The sequence below is a fragment of the Streptomyces filamentosus genome (assembly GCF_014654895.1).
GTDB classification, from domain to species: Bacteria; Actinomycetota; Actinomycetes; order Streptomycetales; family Streptomycetaceae; genus Streptomyces; species Streptomyces filamentosus.
On record NZ_BNBE01000002.1, the window covers coordinates 224,392 to 240,036 of the forward strand.

A 15,645-nucleotide genomic window follows, 5' to 3' on the forward strand; every position below is an offset into this window, starting at 1 on the left:
CGTCTCGCAGAGCCGGCGGGACGGCCCACCGCCCGGTGATGTCCAGGCTGTTGGTGTAGCGGGGCTTGCTCTCGCCACGGCGATAGACGCTCGCCAGGTCGACCAGGGCACCTCGGTCGACGCGGTCGGCCAGGTCGAGGGTGCCGCCGAAGGACTCGTCGACGTTGGCCTGGACGGTGAGACGTCCCTACCCCCGGTCGGCGAGCTGCTCGAAGTACCGGTTGACGATCCCCTGGTCGCTGAGCGCCTTCGGCACGCCCATGAACAGGCCCTCGATCCGGGCGCCGGACTGCCGGTAGGCCCGCATCTTGTCCTCCACGGCCTGCGCGTTCTGCGAGGTCTCCTGGATGATCGCGTGGAGCCCGTAGGATCGGACGTACTCCTCGGCCTGGGCCATCCAGGCCCGCCCGTCGGCCCGGGTGTAGGCGGCCATGAGGGTGTCGTCCTGCGCCATCAGCGCGTCGTAGGTCGGGTGGTAGGGCTTGTAGAGGTCGCTGTCGATGTCTGCGAACCCGCCGTGCCGGTTGAGGGCGGTCGCGACCATCTCCGTCACCTTGCTCTTGCCGGCGCCGGGCTGGCCGACGAGGAAGACCACGGTGGGCGTCTCCTGCGGCGTGCGTCCCTCCAGGAGGTCGGGGACGATCCGCTCGCGGAAGATCCGCTGGTTCTCCGCCTCCGATAACCGGTAGCGCTCGACTTCAACCGGGTCGATCACGCGGTTCCCTCCCGGACCTCGCGGGCGAGCCGCGCGTAGTGCTGCCGGGCGTTGGCGATCTGCTCCCGGTCGCTGGAGCGCAGCTCCTCGCGCTCGCGGGCGAGCCGGGTCTGGGCGGCGCGCGCCTCCTTGATGACCGCCTGGTCGGGGTGCGGCTTGGCCTCCTCTGCGGCGATGCGGGCGCTGTAGGCGCCGACCGCGCCGTTCACCGCCTCGATCGCGGCCTCGTACGCGGCCGTCTCCTCGTTGGACCAGTCATGCGGCTCCAACGCGTGCGTGATGGAGATTCCGTTGCTGGGTGTGGTCATGCAGGCCTCCTCAAAGACGCTGATCATTGTGGTGGACGAGGGCCATGCCGGGACGGTTCTCTCCCGTGTCGCCCGGACAGATCCTCGGCAGTTTCTTACGGATCACTGAGGCGCTGCGGCACGGGAGCCCCCTCGTTGTGAGGAGGAGCCCCGGGTTGGCGCGGTGGCTCGCCGGGCACCGTAGATCCGTGCACCGTCTACGCGTACGGCCCCGCCCGGTCCAAGCGCGGCGCGCCGGCGGCCGCGCTCACCCGGAGACCGGCCGCGGGTAGTCCTCCGTGCCAGCGTCGGCCCTGTGCTCCAGCTAGGGCAGGGCGGGCATGAGGATGGAGACGGTGACCTTCGGCCTTCCGACGGCGGACCGGGTGGCGTGCGCCTCGACCCGAACCTTCCCTCGCGACTGCGGCTTGACTCCTTAACCGCATCGGATGTCTGATCGTCGATCGGCACGGAACTCCGCTTGCGGTAACGCTCACCGGCGGCAACCGGCACGACGTCACCCAGCTCCTGCCGCTGCTGGACGCCGTCCCTCCGATCCGGGGACTTCGCGGACGCCCCCGCCGCAAGCCTCGGCGGCTGTACGCCGACCGGGGCTACGACTTCGACAAGTACCGCCGCCTGCTGTGGAAACGCGGCATCAAACCCCTCATCGCCCCACGCGGCGTCGCCCACGGCTCCGGACTGGGCAAGGTGCGCTGGGTGGTCGAGCGCACCTTCGCCTGGCTGCACCAGTTCAAACGACTCCGCACCCGCTACGAACGACGCGCCGACCTCCACCAGGGATTGCTGGAATTGGCCTGCACGATCATCTGTTTGCGACGCCTTTGAAAGGCTCTCCGCCGCCAGCAGTAGGATCCCGGCGCATGACGTCCCCTGCGCACGGCGACTCCGAGTCGTCCCGTCAAGAACCCCCTGGCGAACCCGGTGCTGCCGAGGGCGACGACGCGCTGATCGACATGCTGTGTACTCGCGCGTGGGACCCGGGCCGACGGTTCGACACGGCACCGGTCCCACGCTCGTGGATCGAGGAGCACTTCGGCCCGGAGCATTTGAATCGCATTCGGAGCCAGACTGTCGGCTCCAGCAGCAACGGGATGATCGTGCTCAAGTCGCAAGCCGAGGAGGTGGCGGTCTACTTCGCTGGCGCTCCGCGCGGACCGTTGTTTCCGCCGGTCACGCCACCTGAAGTCGAAGCCGCCGAGGAGATCATCGGGCGTCCGCTGCCGGCACTCCTTCGGAGGATCTACACCGAGGTCGGCGACGGCGGCTTCGGGCCTGACGGCGGTCTGGCCTCGCTTACCGACGGTCGGCGTGCTCCGGGGGACCTGATCGACTGGCCCTGTTCGATCACCCGGCACGAACGCGACCGTGCGGCAGGGCTGCCCGGCTCATGGCTGTACCTGGCGTCGGGCGGCTGCACGATGCAGTGGCATCTGTCATTGCTCGCAGCCGGCAACCCTGTGCTGCTCTATGACGCAGACGGCTGGGTGCCAAGCTGGGGCGAGGGCCCCCATGACGGCCTGCGCCACGCAACCAGATCACTGCGGCAATGGTTGTGGACCTGGGCCAGTGGCGGCGATGTCTGGGCCGCAGCACTCAGCCCCTCATAACCGATTCACAGAGCTACACTCAGCTCCGCTCAGCAACCTGGTCATTCTGAAACGATCAGTTATAGAGGCCGGCGTCGTGACTGATGGGCCGGCCGCCTCGTGAGCCCTTCTTCTTACGGTGTGCGGCCTGGTCTTTCTTCTCCGGGATGACTGCTTTGATGTTGCGTTTTCGCAGTAACTGCGGTTTCCGCGCGATGAGTAGGCATTGTCGCCGGCAACTGCGCCGGGTCTGGTGCGGGGACGGCCGACCGGGAGACGGACTCGCACCTTCTCGAGCACGGGGATGAACTGCGGACTGTCCGCGGCCTGCCCGGGGGTCAGGACGAACGCGAGCGGACGGCATCTGCGGTCCGCCGCGAGATGAATCTTGCTGGTGAGGCCGCCCCGGGACAGGCCGAGCAGGGCTTGCTTTAGGCGGAGCTTGCGTCGGCGCCGGATGCGCCGGCGATCGGCCTGTCCGTTCTGTTCCTGACTGCCGCCCCTTTTTGCCGGGCTGTCTCCTGCTCCTGCGCGGCTTCCTCCAGGGCCGACATGAGGTGTTTGCTGACGCGGAGCCCTGTGGCGTCGTGGTGGGCACGGACCGTAGTGGAGTCCACGCTGACCAGCGACAAGTCTGTTTGCTCCGCGCGGGCTGCCTGAGCGATCAGGCCTTCCAGCAGGGCGGTGAACACACCGGCGTCCCGCCAGACGCGGAAACGTCCGTAGACGGTGGCCCATGGGCCGAACTCGGCAGGCATCTCCCGCCACTGACCGCTGGAGCGGAACCGCCAGATCACCCCCTCGAACTGTTCCCGCAAACGCTCCGGATACGGGCCGTACCTACCGATCGGCAGATACGGATCGATGAACTTCCACTGAGCATGGGTGAGTTGCCTACGCGTCACGACCACAGTCCTACCGGGTTCCACCCCACGAAGAGCACAGAATCAGGCAGATGATCACGACATCACACAGGCCCTAGCTGCAAACCCGGGAGGCGTGTCGCATCATGGGCGGCAGTCCGGCGTATCCAGAAACAGCGGAGCAGACATCACGACACGGTGAACACCCTGCACACCGCCGCCACATCCGGCAGGCTGGCCCGATGCGTACCACGACCACGCTCATAGCCACCGCCGCCCTTGCACTCGCCCTCACCGCATGCGGCACTGCTGACAACCCGCCCTCGACGCCCTCGGACAAGCAGGGCGCCGAGGCCGCCACCGAGAAGCCGGCCACGCTCTCCCCCGATGCCCAGGCCAGCATCCGCGCCGCCGCCGACCTCCCTCAGGACCCCACCGCTGACGCCCGCAAGGCGTACCTCGACGCGCTGAACGCGATCGACCGACGGATCATCAAGCCCGGCAAAGAGGACCAGGCCGTGAGCCGCGGCATCAACCAGTGCGGCAGCATCAAGACCACCCAGGACGAAGCCAAGCTCGCGAAGACCGCGCTGGAACGGTTCACCGTCGACACCCGCCTCCCCGATATCGCCAACGCCGCCACCGGCAAGGCGATCAACAAGGCCGTGCATACGCACCTCTGTCCCGACTTCTGACCCGAACTCTCCATGCAGGCTGGCCCGTCCGCCCGGCTCCTCGGACGGGCCTTCGCATTCCCGCAGGTGACCATGGCCAGGACACCCCGCCCGTTCGAAGAAGACGACGAGCAGCAGCTTCGGGACCTCCACGGCCAGGGCTTCGGGCGGGACCAGATCGCCCGCCTCCTGGACCGCAGCAGCTACACCATCACCGTCCACGCCGAGAAGCTCGGCCTAGCTGTATTGATCACGAGCGTTGTTGACACTGGTCTGTTCTTGATCATGGCGAAGACCTCCGGTGTGGTGGGAGCTGTCTAGGAACTCACCGCACGGAGGTCTTCGTGTCCCACCGTAATGCCCGGCTCACTGTCTTCGGTAGGAGACTGCTGGTCGAACGTGTCTGCTCAGGCCGTCCGGTCGCCCATGTGGCCGCGGAAATGGGCATCTCCCGGGCCACGGCTCACAAGTGGATCCGCCGGTGGCGGGCCGAGGGTGACGCGGGCCTGCACGACCGGTCGAGCCGGCCACGTACGACGCCGCACCGGACCGCGGCCGCGGTCGAAGCCCGCGTCTGCGAGCTGCGGCAAACCCGCAAACTCGGTCCGGCCCGGATCGGCCCGATCCTGGGCCTGCCCGCCTCGACCGTCCACCGGATCCTGACCCGTCACCGGCTCAACCGCCTGGTCTTCATCGATCGCCCGACCGGCACGGTGATCTGCCGCTACCAACGAGACCGGCCCGGCGAGCTGATCCATGTCGACGTGAAGAAGCTCGGCCGGATCCCCGACGGCGGCGGTCACAAAGTCCTGGGCCGCCAGGCCGACCGGGTCACCCGCAGCAGCGTGGGTTTCGACTATGTGCACTCCGCCGTCGACGATCACAGCCGGCTGGCCTACAGCGAGATCCACCCAGACGAGAAGGTCGCGACCTGCGCGGGCTTCCTGGCCCGCGCGGCCGCGTTCTTCCAGGCCCAGGGCATCACCCGCATCGAACGGGTCTTGACCGACGACGCCTGGGCCTACCGCAAGGGCCTGGCCTGGAAAAACGTCCTGGCCGGCCTCGGCGCGACCGGCAAACTCACCCCTGCCTATCGGCCACAGACCAACGGCAAGGTCGAACGCTTCAACCGCACCCTGCTCGACGAATGGGCCTACATCCGGCCCTACACCTCGAATGACGAGCGCACAGCGGTCCTGACAGACTTCCTCCAGACCTACAACCACCACCGCTGCCACACCGCACTGGACGGACACCCGCCCATCAGCCGCGTCAACAACCCTGCGGGTCAATACGGGTCTGTCAATCGAACGGTGTAACGAGGGTGGTTGGGGTTACTGTCGGACTGCGGAGAGCCGGCCGTCGAAGGTGATGTCGAAGGCGTTCAGAGCGGTCTTCCAGCGCAGGGTCCAGCGGGTCTGCCCCCTGCCGGTCGGGTCGAGCGACATGATCGCCATGTAGATGCATTTCAGGGCGGCGGTCTCGTTGGGGAAGTGTCCGCGGGCCTTGACCGCCCGCCGGATCCTGGCGTTCACCGACTCGATCGCGTTCGTGGTGCAGACGATGCGGCGGATCTCGGTGTCGAAGCGGAGGAACGGCGTGAACTCCTCCCACGCGTTCTCCCAGAGCCGGACGATCGCCGGATACTTCCTTCCCCACGTGTCGGCGAACTCGGCGAACCGTTCGAGCGCGGCCTCCTCGGTCGCGGCGGTGTAGACGGGCTTGAGGAGTTTGGCGATCTTGTCCCAGTCCTGGCGGGCTGCATAGCGGAAGGAGTTCCGCAGCAGGTGGACCACGCAGGTCTGCACGACCGTCCTCGGCCAGACGGTCTCGACCGCGTCGGGCAGGCCCTTCAGCCCGTCGCAGACAAGCATGAGGACGTCGTTCACGCCGCGGTTCTTGATCTCGGTCAGGATGTGCATCCAGTGCTTGGCGCCCTCACCGCCGTCCCCGGCCCACAAGCCCAGAATCTCGCGCCGGCCCTCCCCAGTGACGGCCAGAGCCACATAGATCGGCCGGTTGGCGACGGCTCCGTCGCGGATCTTCACGTGGATCGCGTCGATGAACACCACCGGATAGACCGGGTCGAGGGGCCGGTTCTGCCACTCGGCCATCCCGTCGAGGACCTTGTCGGTGATCGTGGAGATCGTCTGGCGCGAGACATCGGCGCCATAGACCTCGGCGAGATGGGCCTGCACCTCACCGGTGGTCAGGCCCTTCGCAGACAGCGAGATGACCATCTCGTCCACCCCGGTCAGGCGCTTCTGCCGCTTCTTGACGATCTTCGGCTCGAACGAGCCGTCCCGGTCACGGGGCACGGATATCTCCACCGGCCCGACATCGGTCAGCACGGTCTTCGACCGGGTGCCGTTGCGGGAGTTGCCGCCGTTCTTCCCGGCCGGATCGTGCTTGTCATAGCCGAGATGGTCGGTGATCTCACCCTCCAGGGCGGACTCCAGCAGCCGCTTCGTCAGCTGCTGCAGCAGCCCGCCCTCGCCGGTCAGCTGCACTCCCTCGGCCTGGGCCCGGGACACCAGCTCGTCGATCAGCCGGTCGTCCACCGCCTTCGCCGGCTGAGGCCCGTCTGCCTCGCTGATCTCGGTCTCGGCCACGTTCTCACTGGTCATCGGTGCATCCTCCATGATCGGGAGTTACACCGAACGATTTACAGTCCCGTCAATACACCTAGACCGTCGGGCGGGGGAGGCGGTACTCGTATTTGCGGGGGCGGAGGTCTTCTTCGGCTGGTTCCCAGTCGGTGTAGTGGGTGAGTGTCCCGCCGCTGGGGAGGTAGTCGTCGGTGGTGGTGTCGATCTTGATGTCGCTGACGACGTAGAGGTCGACGGTGTTGTCCTTGTTCCGGGCGTGGAGGACTTCGTTGATGGTCAGTTCGACGCTGGTGGCGGCGCCGGTGGTGCCCTTGACCTCGACGTGGCGTTCCTCGGTGCCGCGGGTGCAGTGCAGGTCGTAGGGCTTGCCGAGCTTTTCGACCGTCCAGCCCTGGGCTTCGTAGTGCGCGATCGCGAGGTCTTCGGCGTACTCCTCGATCCTCTTGCGCTTCTTGGGGTCGGAGATGTAGCCGGCTCCGCGGCGCCGGCGCTGGGGCTTGTTCTTGCTCTCGACCTGCTCGGCGGTGAAGCCCGGGGAGCGGTCCAGGGGGACGTCGTCGGGCTGGTCGGTCGCGAAGGGGATGCCGGCGAGGTCGAGGAGGCGCTGGGCGGGCATCTGGACGATCTTGCCCATGCCGCGGTCGGTGCCCGAGCGGCGGATCGCGTCGCTGCCGGCCTCGGTGAGCGGGCCTGTGGGGCCCAGGGGGACGTGGTCGAGCTTGGCGAGGGGCTCGATGCCGAAGCGCTGGGGGTACTTCAGGCGCTGTTCGGCTTCCTCGTCGGGCCAGTGCCAGGAGGTGCCTTCGTAGAAGCCGCCGCGGACCTGGAAGAGGTAGAGGGTGGCGGTGTCCTGGAGCCAGACGGGGAGCTGGACTCGCGGGGAGGCGCCGGTGGCGAGGACGGCGAACTGGGGGGTGACGTGCTCGTACTCGGGCTTCTTCTCGGGGAATCCCCAGGTGAGGGTCTCGATGCCGTGGACGAGGTTGCGCTGCGACTCGGTGCTCTGGCCGACGTGGACCATGACGAACGTCGAACTCTTCATACCCATGCAGCCCATCATAGACGCAGTCTTATCGAAAGCTGGGTAGTTTTTTATTTTGACAGCCTGCTCTAGGGTGGTGGTTGGACCGCCGGCCTGTCCTGGGTCGGGCATCGCCCACACGGCGGTCGACCCTTGTTCCACAACCCCATGGTCCGGAGACAAGCGGCGCGCGCAGGTAAGGGCCCCTGTACGAGAGCCAGTCCGGGCCGCCGAACCATGTCCGCGAATCGCGGACGGGTGGGGTCCGGACGGACAGCGGCACGTGCAGCAGCACGGTTCGCCTCCCCGTTCATTCCGCGGCAAGTTGACTATCGGGGGACAGTGCCTTGGTGCTCACGGCGTTACGGACGGAGGCGAGTTCGTTCAGAAGCGCGAGAGCACCGTTGCGGATCTGGGCGGCGGTGTGAGGAGGGGATACCGCCGCTCCGGCGGGGATGTCGCCGGACAGGGCCGGGTGCAGACGGTGCAGCTTGGCGGCGAGGGCTGGGCCGTCGAGCCGGGCGGTCCAGGAGAGCAGCGTCTTGGCACTGGCGAGGGTGGTGAGCGAGGGCCAGGTGTCGTTGAAAGCGGTGAGGTCCGCGACGGCTCCGCGAAGCCGCCGCTCGTTTTCGCGGGCCCATTCGTCTGCGGCCCGGTCACGGGCGCGGTCGGCGCGCTGGAGTTCGGGATAGCGGTCGCCGCGATAGGACGCGGCGTCGCGCTGCAGCCGCACATAGCGGGACTTGGCGCTGGAACGGCTGGTCAGGCCGAGATGGTCGGCGATCTCCTGCCAGGACGCCGAACGGGCGCGGGCGGCCCGGGTCAGGCCGCGCTCCAGGGTGTCGAGGGCCGCCCGAGCTTCGTCAAGGAGGGTGAGCGCCGCGAGGACATCCCCGGCGGGCACCTCCACCTGCTCCTCGGCGGCCGTGCGGACGGCATGCATCACCCGGACCGGGTCCAACAGGGTCCGCCCCTCGCCGTACTTCGCCCGCAGGAGGCCCTCCGCATGCTGCCGGAGCTGCTCACGGGCCTCAGGATCGATCGCTGCCATGCGGCGCAGCATGACAGCAGGATCCATGCGTCCGCGAATCGCGGACGCGGGTTGATGATCGCCGTCGAGCCGAGGAACGGCGTCGACCCTGCACGCCAACGGCCTTGCACAAGATCGTCCGCGATTCGCGGACGAGGAGTGGAGTCCGCTGGTCCAATAGGGCCAGCCGTACGTCCCGCCCGGGGCGCCCTCTGGCTCGTCGGCCGGACCGGCCACGCGTGCCGTGTGGCCGGTCTTCGGCTGCCTCGGCCGGCGCCTCACGGAGCAGGCGCAGTGAAGTAGCCGGGGGAGGGCACAGCGACCAAGACTGTCCCGGCCGCCGCCAGAAGGGAACGGGCCCCCAAGCTGCCCAGAGATCCCGTGCGGCACAAAGCGGCAACTGCATTTGGCTACTCGTCGCAGGCGCCCGCCTCGCCCGGATAGGGTCGGTCACAGCCCGCGCCGATATGGCGTGCGCTTGCAAAGCCCGGTGCCCAGCGCTCCGGGGGCAGTACCACCGGGCCGCCCTACACGCCGTTCTGCTGGCGTCTCCCCGTCCGAGTGCGTGGGTTCACCGACACCGGCAACGAACTCCCCAGGCCGCAGGAAGCCTGCCGAGCAGGTGTCTAGTCTGTGGGGGTGTCTGCTCACGTTCATGCCCTGGCCCACAAACCGCTGACAGTCTTAGCGGTCGCTGACTTCATCGGCTACCCATCCGAACCACAGGTCCCTGAGGAAGCCGTCGAGGAAGTGGTGGAGCGGCGGGGATGGAGCTGGGCGGACGACCTTGTCTGTGAATCCCTGCTCACTGATCACGGCCACGTACTGTTCAGCGAGCGTCACGTGCCCTTCGGGTTCCCTGGCACACGCCACTTTCTGGTCTTCGGCGAGGTCTACCCCGTCGACAAGGACGACGACGAGATGGCCAATGGTCCGTGGCTGTTCCCCCTCTTGGACGACTGGCAGAAGCAGCCGGGCTGGACCGGGAAACGACCGGCCACGGTGGAGGACTGCGAGGGCGTCCTGACGCGCGCCGCTCAGGCCGTGACCGTGTGCCTGGGCTCCACCCCGGAACGCACGATCGTGTCGGACGCTGCCGTCGTGACCGGTCCCGCCATGACCCACCGGATCTGGCGCACCCCCTCCCATGCCCTTGTCCTCGGACCCCACGCCGACAACGGCCCCTACGGCTACCTCACCCACCTTCAGTTGTCCCTCACAGCGCTGGCCTGCGCACCGGACCTGCCGCCGGCACACGACACCGACGCCTTGAACCGCTGGATTACCGACCACGTCGACTGGTGACCCCGCCGTTGACGGCAGAGCCGGTTACTGGGCCTCTCCCGGCCCGTTGGCGACGCATGCCTTGCCGACACGCCCACGGCTGAACGCAGCAGGCTTCACCACGGCGGTGACTTCCCGGGCGGCCCTGGGAACCGTGCCTCCCACGGTGACAGGGGAGGTGGAGCAGGCGGCCCGTCCGTGGCACGTGCGAAAGGGGCGCGGACGGGCTCCGCTTCCGATCACCCCTGACCGGCCGCCCGGGCGACCGCCGACAGGCCGCACCACAGACCTGCTGATGTCCATTAGCCAGTCGTGTTGGCAGGGCGACCGTCCGGGCGCGCTCCAGCAGTCCGTGACCGCCAGGCCGAGGCCGTCAACGTCACATCTCCGGCTCCGACGGCTTCACCGACGAGCCGGTCACAGGCTGCTCCCCGCGCCCGCGGGGATGGACCCGTCGCCGTGGCCGACCGGATCCTAGTTCTCGACTGCTCCCCGCCCCCGTGGAGATGGCCCCAAGTCCGGCCCCGCCATGTTCAAGGGCAGAACCTGCTCCCCGTCCACGCGGGGATGGTCCTGGGCCGACGCCCCAACCGTCGGCGCGGGGGCTGCTCCCCGCGCTCGCGGGGATGGACCCAGCAACGCGTGAACGCTGAATCGGACTCGGGAGGCCGGCGTGAGTCACGTCGAGGTGTTCGACGGCGTCGGGTGTGGGTGGACGCGGCACAACGACCCGGACGTGGCGGCCGGTTCGGTGAGGACGGTGGAGGACGCCGCCCGGTGGCCGATCTCCCACCCGCGGTGCCGCCGGGCGTTCGGTCCCCGCCCTGACGTGGCGTGACGGGTGGTGGGCGTCTGTCAGATCAGCCCCTGTCGCATCGCGTAGGCCACCGCGCGCGACCGGTTGCGCAGTTGCAGCCGGGTGATGACGGCGTGCAGCACGTTCTTGATGGTGCGTTCGGAGTACGAGAGCTTCGCGGCGATGTCCGCCGTGTCGTAGCCCTCCGCGACCAGGCGCAGCACGTCCACCTTGCGTGCTCCGAGGCCGGTCAGGTGCAGTCCGCGCGGGGCGAGGACCTGCCCCTGGAGCCGGCCGACCTCCTCCAGGAGGCGCCCGACCAGGTCGGAGGGGAGGTGCCCGTTGCCCTTCGCGACTGTGCCGATGACGTGCACCAGGTGCTCGGGGGTCGCCTCCGCACGCCGGATCACCCCCGCGGCCCCGCACTCCGCCAGGTCCACGATGGACTTCTGCTCGATCACGGCGGCGACGAGGACGGGGCGGGCCGTGCCGGTGCGGGTGATGTGCCGCAGCAGCCGCAGCACGTCCTCGTCGACCGCGTCGACCACGAGCACGACGACCTCGGGCGCAGGGTCGGCAGTCTCGCTCCATTCCGTCAGGGCGATCTCGGGGCGGGGACGTAGCTGGCTGGTCACCCCGGCCTGCGTGATCGGGTCTCGCGTGTGCACGGCGACGGCGATGCGTTTCGTGGTCATGAGGGGCTTCTTCGGTGGAGGGGCGGCAAAGGACTGGGGCCCGCCGTAGTGGCGGGCCCCAGTGCGGTGAGGGCGTACTCGCCGGAGGATGGCGGGTGGCGGCTGCCCGAAGGGTCAGGCGGGGGGCCTGTGCGAACAGCTGCGCCCGTCGTAGACCTGCTGGACGGTGAAGATCCGGGGGAGGCCGCACGTGATGCACTCGCTCTGCCAGGGCTTGGTCCAGGATTCCGGGTATCGCGAGGTGGGGGTGAGACCGGCTTCTTCCATGACGGCCCATGCCTCGTCTCGCTGTTCGGAGGAGGCTTGGGGGCTTCGCTGGTAGTACCGCGCATCGTTCCCGATCGGGGCGTGGCCGCCGATCAGCATGCCGAGGCTGTACCACCGCTGTCCTGCCTTCGCGGTCACCGTTGGGCTGTCCTTTCAGGCGTGAGGCGGACCTGGTTGTCGTGGACGAATGCTGTGGCGCCGATCGCGAGGGCTTGCAGGCTCAGGAGCACGCGGGCCCGTCCTCGCTCGGTAAGGGCTGCTGCTGCGGCGGTCGTCGGCAGGACGCAGACCTCGGCCCGCCGATCGCGGTAGACGAGGCGAGCCGCTTCCTCGGCCAGAAGCGGCCGGGTGACCACCGTGTGCGTGATGACCTGACGGCGCCGCGTCTGGACGTACTGCACAGCTGCCTGGCGCTGGATCGGCAGGCCGCTGGGTAGGCCGGTGAGGACCGCTCGGGCTGCATCTTCTACGTCTTGGGCGTCCTCGACCGCGCCGGTGGGGATGGACAGGAGGCCGCAGGTCCGTACGAGGACGAGACGGTCGGCGCCGACAGGCACCAGCACGCCGACGCCGACGACGGGGGGCCGCCAGTTCTCGTAGGGAACCCGCTGCCGGACAGGGGCCGGGGGCGATTCGGGCAGCACGGCTGTCACCGGCTCTTCGTGAGGGCCACGAGCTCGGCCAGGTGCTCCGGGCTGCTGGTGCCGGGGACCGGGGCGACGTGGGGGCCGAGCGTGAGGAGCCAGGACAGAGCGGCCCTCGCGCCCCTGCCCGCAGCGAGCTTTCCGGCGTTGAGCGGCCGGTACGGGACGTACGGGATGTTCTGGTCCCGGCACACGATGACCATGGGGTCGTCCGGCTCGGCGGCGTTGAGCACGTTCTGCACGGCGGCGATCGGGGCGTGCTTCCTGGCGAGCTGGAAGTCATCGACGGTCACCTTGGACAGGCCGATGTGCCCGATCTTGCCTTCGCTCTGGAGCGCGGCGAGCGTGCCGATCTGGTCGGCGATGGGGACGTGGGGGTCGATGCGGTGCAGGTAGCACAGCTCCAGACGCTCAAGGCCGAGACGGCGGAGGCTCGCTTCGACTCCGGCGCGCAGGTAGGCCGGGTGCCCGAGCGGCACCCATTCGTTGGGTGCCGGCCGGACCATGCCGACCTTGGTCGCGAGGAGCAGCTGGTCGGGGTAGGGGTGGAGGGCGTCCTTGATCAGGTGCTCGACGGTGTGGGGGCCGTAGGCGTCGGCGGTGTCGATGTGGCTGATGCCGTGGGTGTGCACAGCCTTGTGGAGGACTCGGAGGGCGCGGCCGCGGTCGGCGGGGTCACCCCAGGTGCCGGGGCCGGTGAGGCGCATGGTGCCGAAGCCGAGGCGGGAGACGGTCTTGCCGGCGATGTCGATGGAGCCCGCAGGCGGGGTCATGGTCACGCTCCGACCGCCTTGAGGGCCGCCTCGACGGCGGTCTGGACGACGAGGCGCTGCTCGTCGGCGCTGCTGCCTACCACCAGATGGTCCACGTGATCCTCCGCCAGCAGGCGGTGGACGTGCTCGTCCACGAGCGCCCGGTAGCGGGGGTCGTAGAAGTGCTCGGTGGCGACGGGCATCTCGGGGTCGAGGCGGGTGGCGATGCACAGGTCGTACTTCGGGGTCTGGGTGGCGACGAGGATCCGGAGTCGCTCGACCGCGTCGGAGTTGACCGGCTCGCCGCGGTACTCCAGGGCGGCCATGTAGTACGCGAGGGCGTCGTGGACCGCGCGGTCGGCCAGGACGACCTCTGCGCTGATGCCGATCTCGATCTCGTTCGCGATGGCCGTGGCGATGATCCACTCGGTGGACGTCTCGGTGTGCCGCTGCATCTTCGGCAGGCCGATCTCGGCGGCCCGCCGGCCGAAGCCGCCGGTGCGGCCGACAGTGACGCCCTGGCCTCGCAGCTCCATCTCGATGCGCTGGACGAGGGTGGTCTTGCCGGTGGAGTGCGTGCCCAGGACGCCGATGCGGAAGGGGGTGGTGGTCACCACAGGGTGGGCTCCTGTTCGGGTTCGGGGGCGCCCGGCAGGCCGGGCGGTACGGCCGCGGCGATGAGCTGGCCCCAGGTGTCGTAGTGGGTGGCCATGGCGAGGAGGAGCTGCGCCGTGGCGAAGGCGTCGAACGTGGCCCGGTGGCGCTGGCCGGGGGCCTCGCTCAGGTCGGGCCGGGCGTGCTCGATCAGGGCGTCGAGCGAGTACTTGCGCAGGCCCGGGTAGGTGACCTTGGCCAGCCGGAGGGTGTCGATGACTCCGGCCGGCCGCCACTTCGGCAGGTGTGCGGCGAGTGCGCGGTAGTCGACGTGCGCGTTGTGGGCGGCGATCCACGCGGTGCCGAGGAACGCGTGGATCTCGTCGGCGATCTCCTCCCAGCCCGGCTTCCCTTCGAGGACCTGGTTGGTCAGGCCGTGCACCCGGGCCGCGAACGGCGTCACCGGGCGGTGGGGCTTGCTCAGCCACCAGCCGGCGGTGCTCTTGTCCAGGTGGCCGTCGCGGACGGGCAGGGCAGCGACCTCGACCAGGTCGGGCGGGTTGGTGCCATTGCCCTCGACGTCGACGACGAGGAGCGCGGGCCAGGAAGAGAAGTTCATGCCGGTGTCGGTCCGTTCTCCGCCTCCCAGCCGATGGGGGCCCGGCCGTGCTGGCGGTGGTGGTGGGGCTTCGTGCGGTCGTGGCACTGGTAGCCGAAGCCGTGCTGGAGGTAGTAGCGCGGCGGCTCGTCCAGTCCCTCCACGACGATGGCACGCTCGTTGACCTCGACCTCACCGACCGCGCCGAGCCCGCGGGCCTCACGCGTCACCGCCTGCGGGTCCGGCATGGTCCAGGCGCCGGCGCAGCGGGCGATCTGCTCGGGCGGGCAGATGTCGCACAACTCCCGGATCCCGTAGTGGCCGTTGTAGTCCGCCTCCCCGTGGGCGTAGGCGACGCCGCAGGACGTCTTGCGGAACAGGGCGCCCCACGAGCCGTCGCCCTCGAAGGCGCCGAGAATCCGCTGTTCGGCCTCCGCCGGCATGATCTTGCGCCGGGCCGTCTCGTCGTAGGGCATCGGCAGGCCGTGCGCCTCGTAGTAGGAGGCGATCTCGTTGCGGAAGAACAGGCCGGTGAAGACGGTCGCGTGCGCATGCCGGGACAGCTCACGGGCCCGAGCGATGTCGGCGTCGGAGTCGTTCAGGCCGGGCACGATGGGACGCCAGTACAGGACGGTGCGGTACCGCTCGGCGTGCTCGTAGAGGGTCCGCAGGCTCTGTGCGGCGATGGCGGAGTCGACCGGCTCGATCTTCGGGTTGGAGATGTTCGAGTGCGTCACCAGGACGGTCAGGCGCAGGTTGGTGAAGGAGTTGAGGACGGCGCAGTCCTCGGGGGTGACGCGCCAGCGGGTGATGACCAGGACGTGGTTGGTCAGGCCCCGGCCGTCGAGCTGCCGCAGCACGTTGAACAGGTGCGGTTTCACGACGGGCAGCATCGGGTCGGTGGCCCGGTTCAGGAGCTGGATCGGGGTCCGGTGCTCGCGGAAGTAGGGGTGGCCGACCAGGCGGGCGACGGCGTCCTCGTCGCTCATCAGGCGGCGCGGCACCTTCATGGCGAAGTTGTCGAAGAGGTGGCGGACGCAGTACCCGCACTCCAGCGGGCAGCCGACGATCCAGTTCGCCGACAGGCCGGATTTGCGGTACTCGATGACGTCTGCGAGCTCGGGCTTCATGGTGCTGATCGCCTCGGCGGGCAGGATCGGCAGCGCGCGGCGGCCGGGGGCGGAAGTGCTCATAGCGTCTCCAGGG

17 protein-coding genes and 2 pseudogenes are annotated in these 15,645 nt (G+C 69.0%); 6 read left to right on the plus strand and 13 right to left on the minus strand.

The window, feature by feature from the left end:
* Window positions 1-187: 187 nt before the first annotated feature.
* On the minus strand, window positions 188-715 hold the full coding sequence (locus IE326_RS40770) for a zeta toxin family protein (protein WP_229915519.1): 528 nt from the start codon (window positions 713-715) through the stop codon (window positions 188-190).
* A complete protein-coding gene (locus IE326_RS20015) occupies window positions 712-1,023 on the minus strand; it encodes a hypothetical protein (protein ID WP_190042467.1) in 312 nt (103 codons plus the stop codon). The genes IE326_RS40770 and IE326_RS20015 overlap by 4 nt, the downstream gene beginning before the upstream one ends.
* A gap of 432 nt (window positions 1,024-1,455) precedes the next feature.
* On the opposite strand from IE326_RS20015, the pseudogene IE326_RS20020 reads away from it, so the two are divergent.
* Window positions 1,456-1,851 (plus strand): annotated as a pseudogene (locus IE326_RS20020) (IS5 family transposase); the annotation flags it as partial.
* 35 nt (window positions 1,852-1,886) lie between these two features.
* The gene (locus IE326_RS20025) at window positions 1,887-2,633 is read left to right on the plus strand and encodes a hypothetical protein (protein WP_190042468.1); all 747 of its coding nucleotides are present in this window, start codon (window positions 1,887-1,889) and stop codon (window positions 2,631-2,633) included.
* 61 nt (window positions 2,634-2,694) lie between these two features.
* Here the strand turns inward: IE326_RS20025 and IE326_RS20030 are convergent.
* A pseudogene (locus tag IE326_RS20030) lies at window positions 2,695-3,517 on the minus strand (transposase); the annotation flags it as partial.
* Window positions 3,518-3,717: 200 nt separating this feature from the next.
* Here IE326_RS20030 and IE326_RS20035 point away from each other — a divergent pair.
* From IE326_RS20035 to IE326_RS20045, 3 genes are all read left to right on the plus strand, one after another.
* Entirely contained in the window at window positions 3,718-4,170 is a 453-nt protein-coding gene (locus tag IE326_RS20035; RefSeq protein WP_190042469.1) for a hypothetical protein, read from the plus strand.
* Between the two features lie 72 nt (window positions 4,171-4,242).
* Window positions 4,243-4,470, plus strand: coding sequence for a hypothetical protein (locus IE326_RS20040; RefSeq protein ID WP_190042470.1), 228 nt, complete (start codon window positions 4,243-4,245; stop codon window positions 4,468-4,470).
* Between the two features lie 23 nt (window positions 4,471-4,493).
* A complete protein-coding gene (locus tag IE326_RS20045) occupies window positions 4,494-5,468 on the plus strand; it encodes an IS481 family transposase (RefSeq protein WP_190042471.1) in 975 nt (324 codons plus the stop codon).
* Between the two features lie 15 nt (window positions 5,469-5,483).
* On the opposite strand, the gene IE326_RS20050 is transcribed toward IE326_RS20045, so the two are convergent.
* The 3 genes from IE326_RS20050 to IE326_RS20060 all read right to left on the minus strand — a co-directional run bounded on the left by IE326_RS20050 (window position 5,484) and on the right by IE326_RS20060 (window position 8,830).
* Window positions 5,484-6,776 (minus strand): IS256 family transposase, encoded by a 1,293-nt coding sequence (locus IE326_RS20050; protein ID WP_229915230.1) that lies wholly within the window; start codon window positions 6,774-6,776, stop codon window positions 5,484-5,486.
* A 58-nt stretch (window positions 6,777-6,834) separates the two neighbouring features.
* Window positions 6,835-7,806, minus strand: a complete 972-nt coding sequence (locus IE326_RS20055) for a protein NO VEIN domain-containing protein (protein ID WP_229915520.1) — start codon at window positions 7,804-7,806, stop codon at window positions 6,835-6,837.
* A 283-nt stretch (window positions 7,807-8,089) separates the two neighbouring features.
* Window positions 8,090-8,830, minus strand: coding sequence for a hypothetical protein (locus IE326_RS20060; RefSeq protein WP_190042473.1), 741 nt, complete (start codon window positions 8,828-8,830; stop codon window positions 8,090-8,092).
* 618 nt (window positions 8,831-9,448) lie between these two features.
* Between IE326_RS20060 and IE326_RS40775 the strand changes: the two genes are divergently transcribed.
* Window positions 9,449-10,114, plus strand: a complete 666-nt coding sequence (locus IE326_RS40775; RefSeq protein WP_229915521.1) for a hypothetical protein — start codon at window positions 9,449-9,451, stop codon at window positions 10,112-10,114.
* 834 nt (window positions 10,115-10,948) lie between these two features.
* Here IE326_RS40775 and IE326_RS20070 read toward each other — a convergent pair.
* The 7 genes from IE326_RS20070 to IE326_RS20100 all read right to left on the minus strand — a co-directional run bounded on the left by IE326_RS20070 (window position 10,949) and on the right by IE326_RS20100 (window position 15,632).
* Window positions 10,949-11,584: a helix-turn-helix transcriptional regulator gene (locus tag IE326_RS20070; protein WP_190042474.1), complete on the minus strand. Its 636-nt coding sequence runs from the start codon at window positions 11,582-11,584 to the stop codon at window positions 10,949-10,951.
* 114 nt (window positions 11,585-11,698) lie between these two features.
* Window positions 11,699-11,989, minus strand: a complete 291-nt coding sequence (locus IE326_RS20075; protein ID WP_190042475.1) for a hypothetical protein — start codon at window positions 11,987-11,989, stop codon at window positions 11,699-11,701.
* Window positions 11,986-12,504 carry a hypothetical protein gene (locus IE326_RS20080; RefSeq protein WP_190042476.1) on the minus strand — a complete coding sequence of 173 codons (519 nt, stop codon included), beginning with the start codon at window positions 12,502-12,504 and terminating at the stop codon, window positions 11,986-11,988. Before IE326_RS20080 ends, IE326_RS20075 begins: the two co-directional genes overlap by 4 nt.
* On the minus strand, window positions 12,501-13,268 hold the full coding sequence (locus IE326_RS20085) for an aldo/keto reductase (RefSeq protein ID WP_190042477.1): 768 nt from the start codon (window positions 13,266-13,268) through the stop codon (window positions 12,501-12,503). The genes IE326_RS20080 and IE326_RS20085 overlap by 4 nt, the downstream gene beginning before the upstream one ends.
* Before the next feature lie 2 nt (window positions 13,269-13,270).
* Window positions 13,271-13,861: an AAA family ATPase gene (locus IE326_RS20090; protein WP_229915522.1), complete on the minus strand. Its 591-nt coding sequence runs from the start codon at window positions 13,859-13,861 to the stop codon at window positions 13,271-13,273.
* A complete protein-coding gene (locus IE326_RS20095; protein WP_190042479.1) occupies window positions 13,858-14,460 on the minus strand; it encodes a 3'-5' exonuclease in 603 nt (200 codons plus the stop codon). The genes IE326_RS20090 and IE326_RS20095 overlap by 4 nt, the downstream gene beginning before the upstream one ends.
* Window positions 14,457-15,632, minus strand: a complete 1,176-nt coding sequence (locus tag IE326_RS20100; RefSeq protein ID WP_190042480.1) for a radical SAM protein — start codon at window positions 15,630-15,632, stop codon at window positions 14,457-14,459. The genes IE326_RS20095 and IE326_RS20100 overlap by 4 nt, the downstream gene beginning before the upstream one ends.
* Window positions 15,633-15,645 lie beyond the last annotated feature (13 nt).

What these genes read in the sequence shown, in the direction of transcription:
- IE326_RS20015 (WP_190042467.1), bottom strand. Translation starts at nt 1,023, where the DNA reads ATGACCACACCCAGCAACGGAATCTCCATCACGCACGCGTTGGAGCCG.
- IE326_RS20025 (WP_190042468.1), top strand. Translation starts at nt 1,887, where the DNA reads ATGACGTCCCCTGCGCACGGCGACTCCGAGTCGTCCCGTCAAGAACCC.
- IE326_RS20035 (WP_190042469.1), top strand. Translation starts at nt 3,718, where the DNA reads ATGCGTACCACGACCACGCTCATAGCCACCGCCGCCCTTGCACTCGCC.
- IE326_RS20040 (WP_190042470.1), top strand. Translation starts at nt 4,243, where the DNA reads ATGGCCAGGACACCCCGCCCGTTCGAAGAAGACGACGAGCAGCAGCTT.
- IE326_RS20050 (WP_229915230.1), bottom strand. Translation starts at nt 6,776, where the DNA reads ATGACCAGTGAGAACGTGGCCGAGACCGAGATCAGCGAGGCAGACGGG.
- IE326_RS20055 (WP_229915520.1), bottom strand. Translation starts at nt 7,806, where the DNA reads ATGGGTATGAAGAGTTCGACGTTCGTCATGGTCCACGTCGGCCAGAGC.
- IE326_RS20060 (WP_190042473.1), bottom strand. Translation starts at nt 8,830, where the DNA reads ATGGCAGCGATCGATCCTGAGGCCCGTGAGCAGCTCCGGCAGCATGCG.
- IE326_RS20070 (WP_190042474.1), bottom strand. Translation starts at nt 11,584, where the DNA reads ATGACCACGAAACGCATCGCCGTCGCCGTGCACACGCGAGACCCGATC.
- IE326_RS20085 (WP_190042477.1), bottom strand. Translation starts at nt 13,268, where the DNA reads ATGACCCCGCCTGCGGGCTCCATCGACATCGCCGGCAAGACCGTCTCC.
- IE326_RS20095 (WP_190042479.1), bottom strand. Translation starts at nt 14,460, where the DNA reads ATGAACTTCTCTTCCTGGCCCGCGCTCCTCGTCGTCGACGTCGAGGGC.
- IE326_RS20100 (WP_190042480.1), bottom strand. Translation starts at nt 15,632, where the DNA reads ATGAGCACTTCCGCCCCCGGCCGCCGCGCGCTGCCGATCCTGCCCGCC.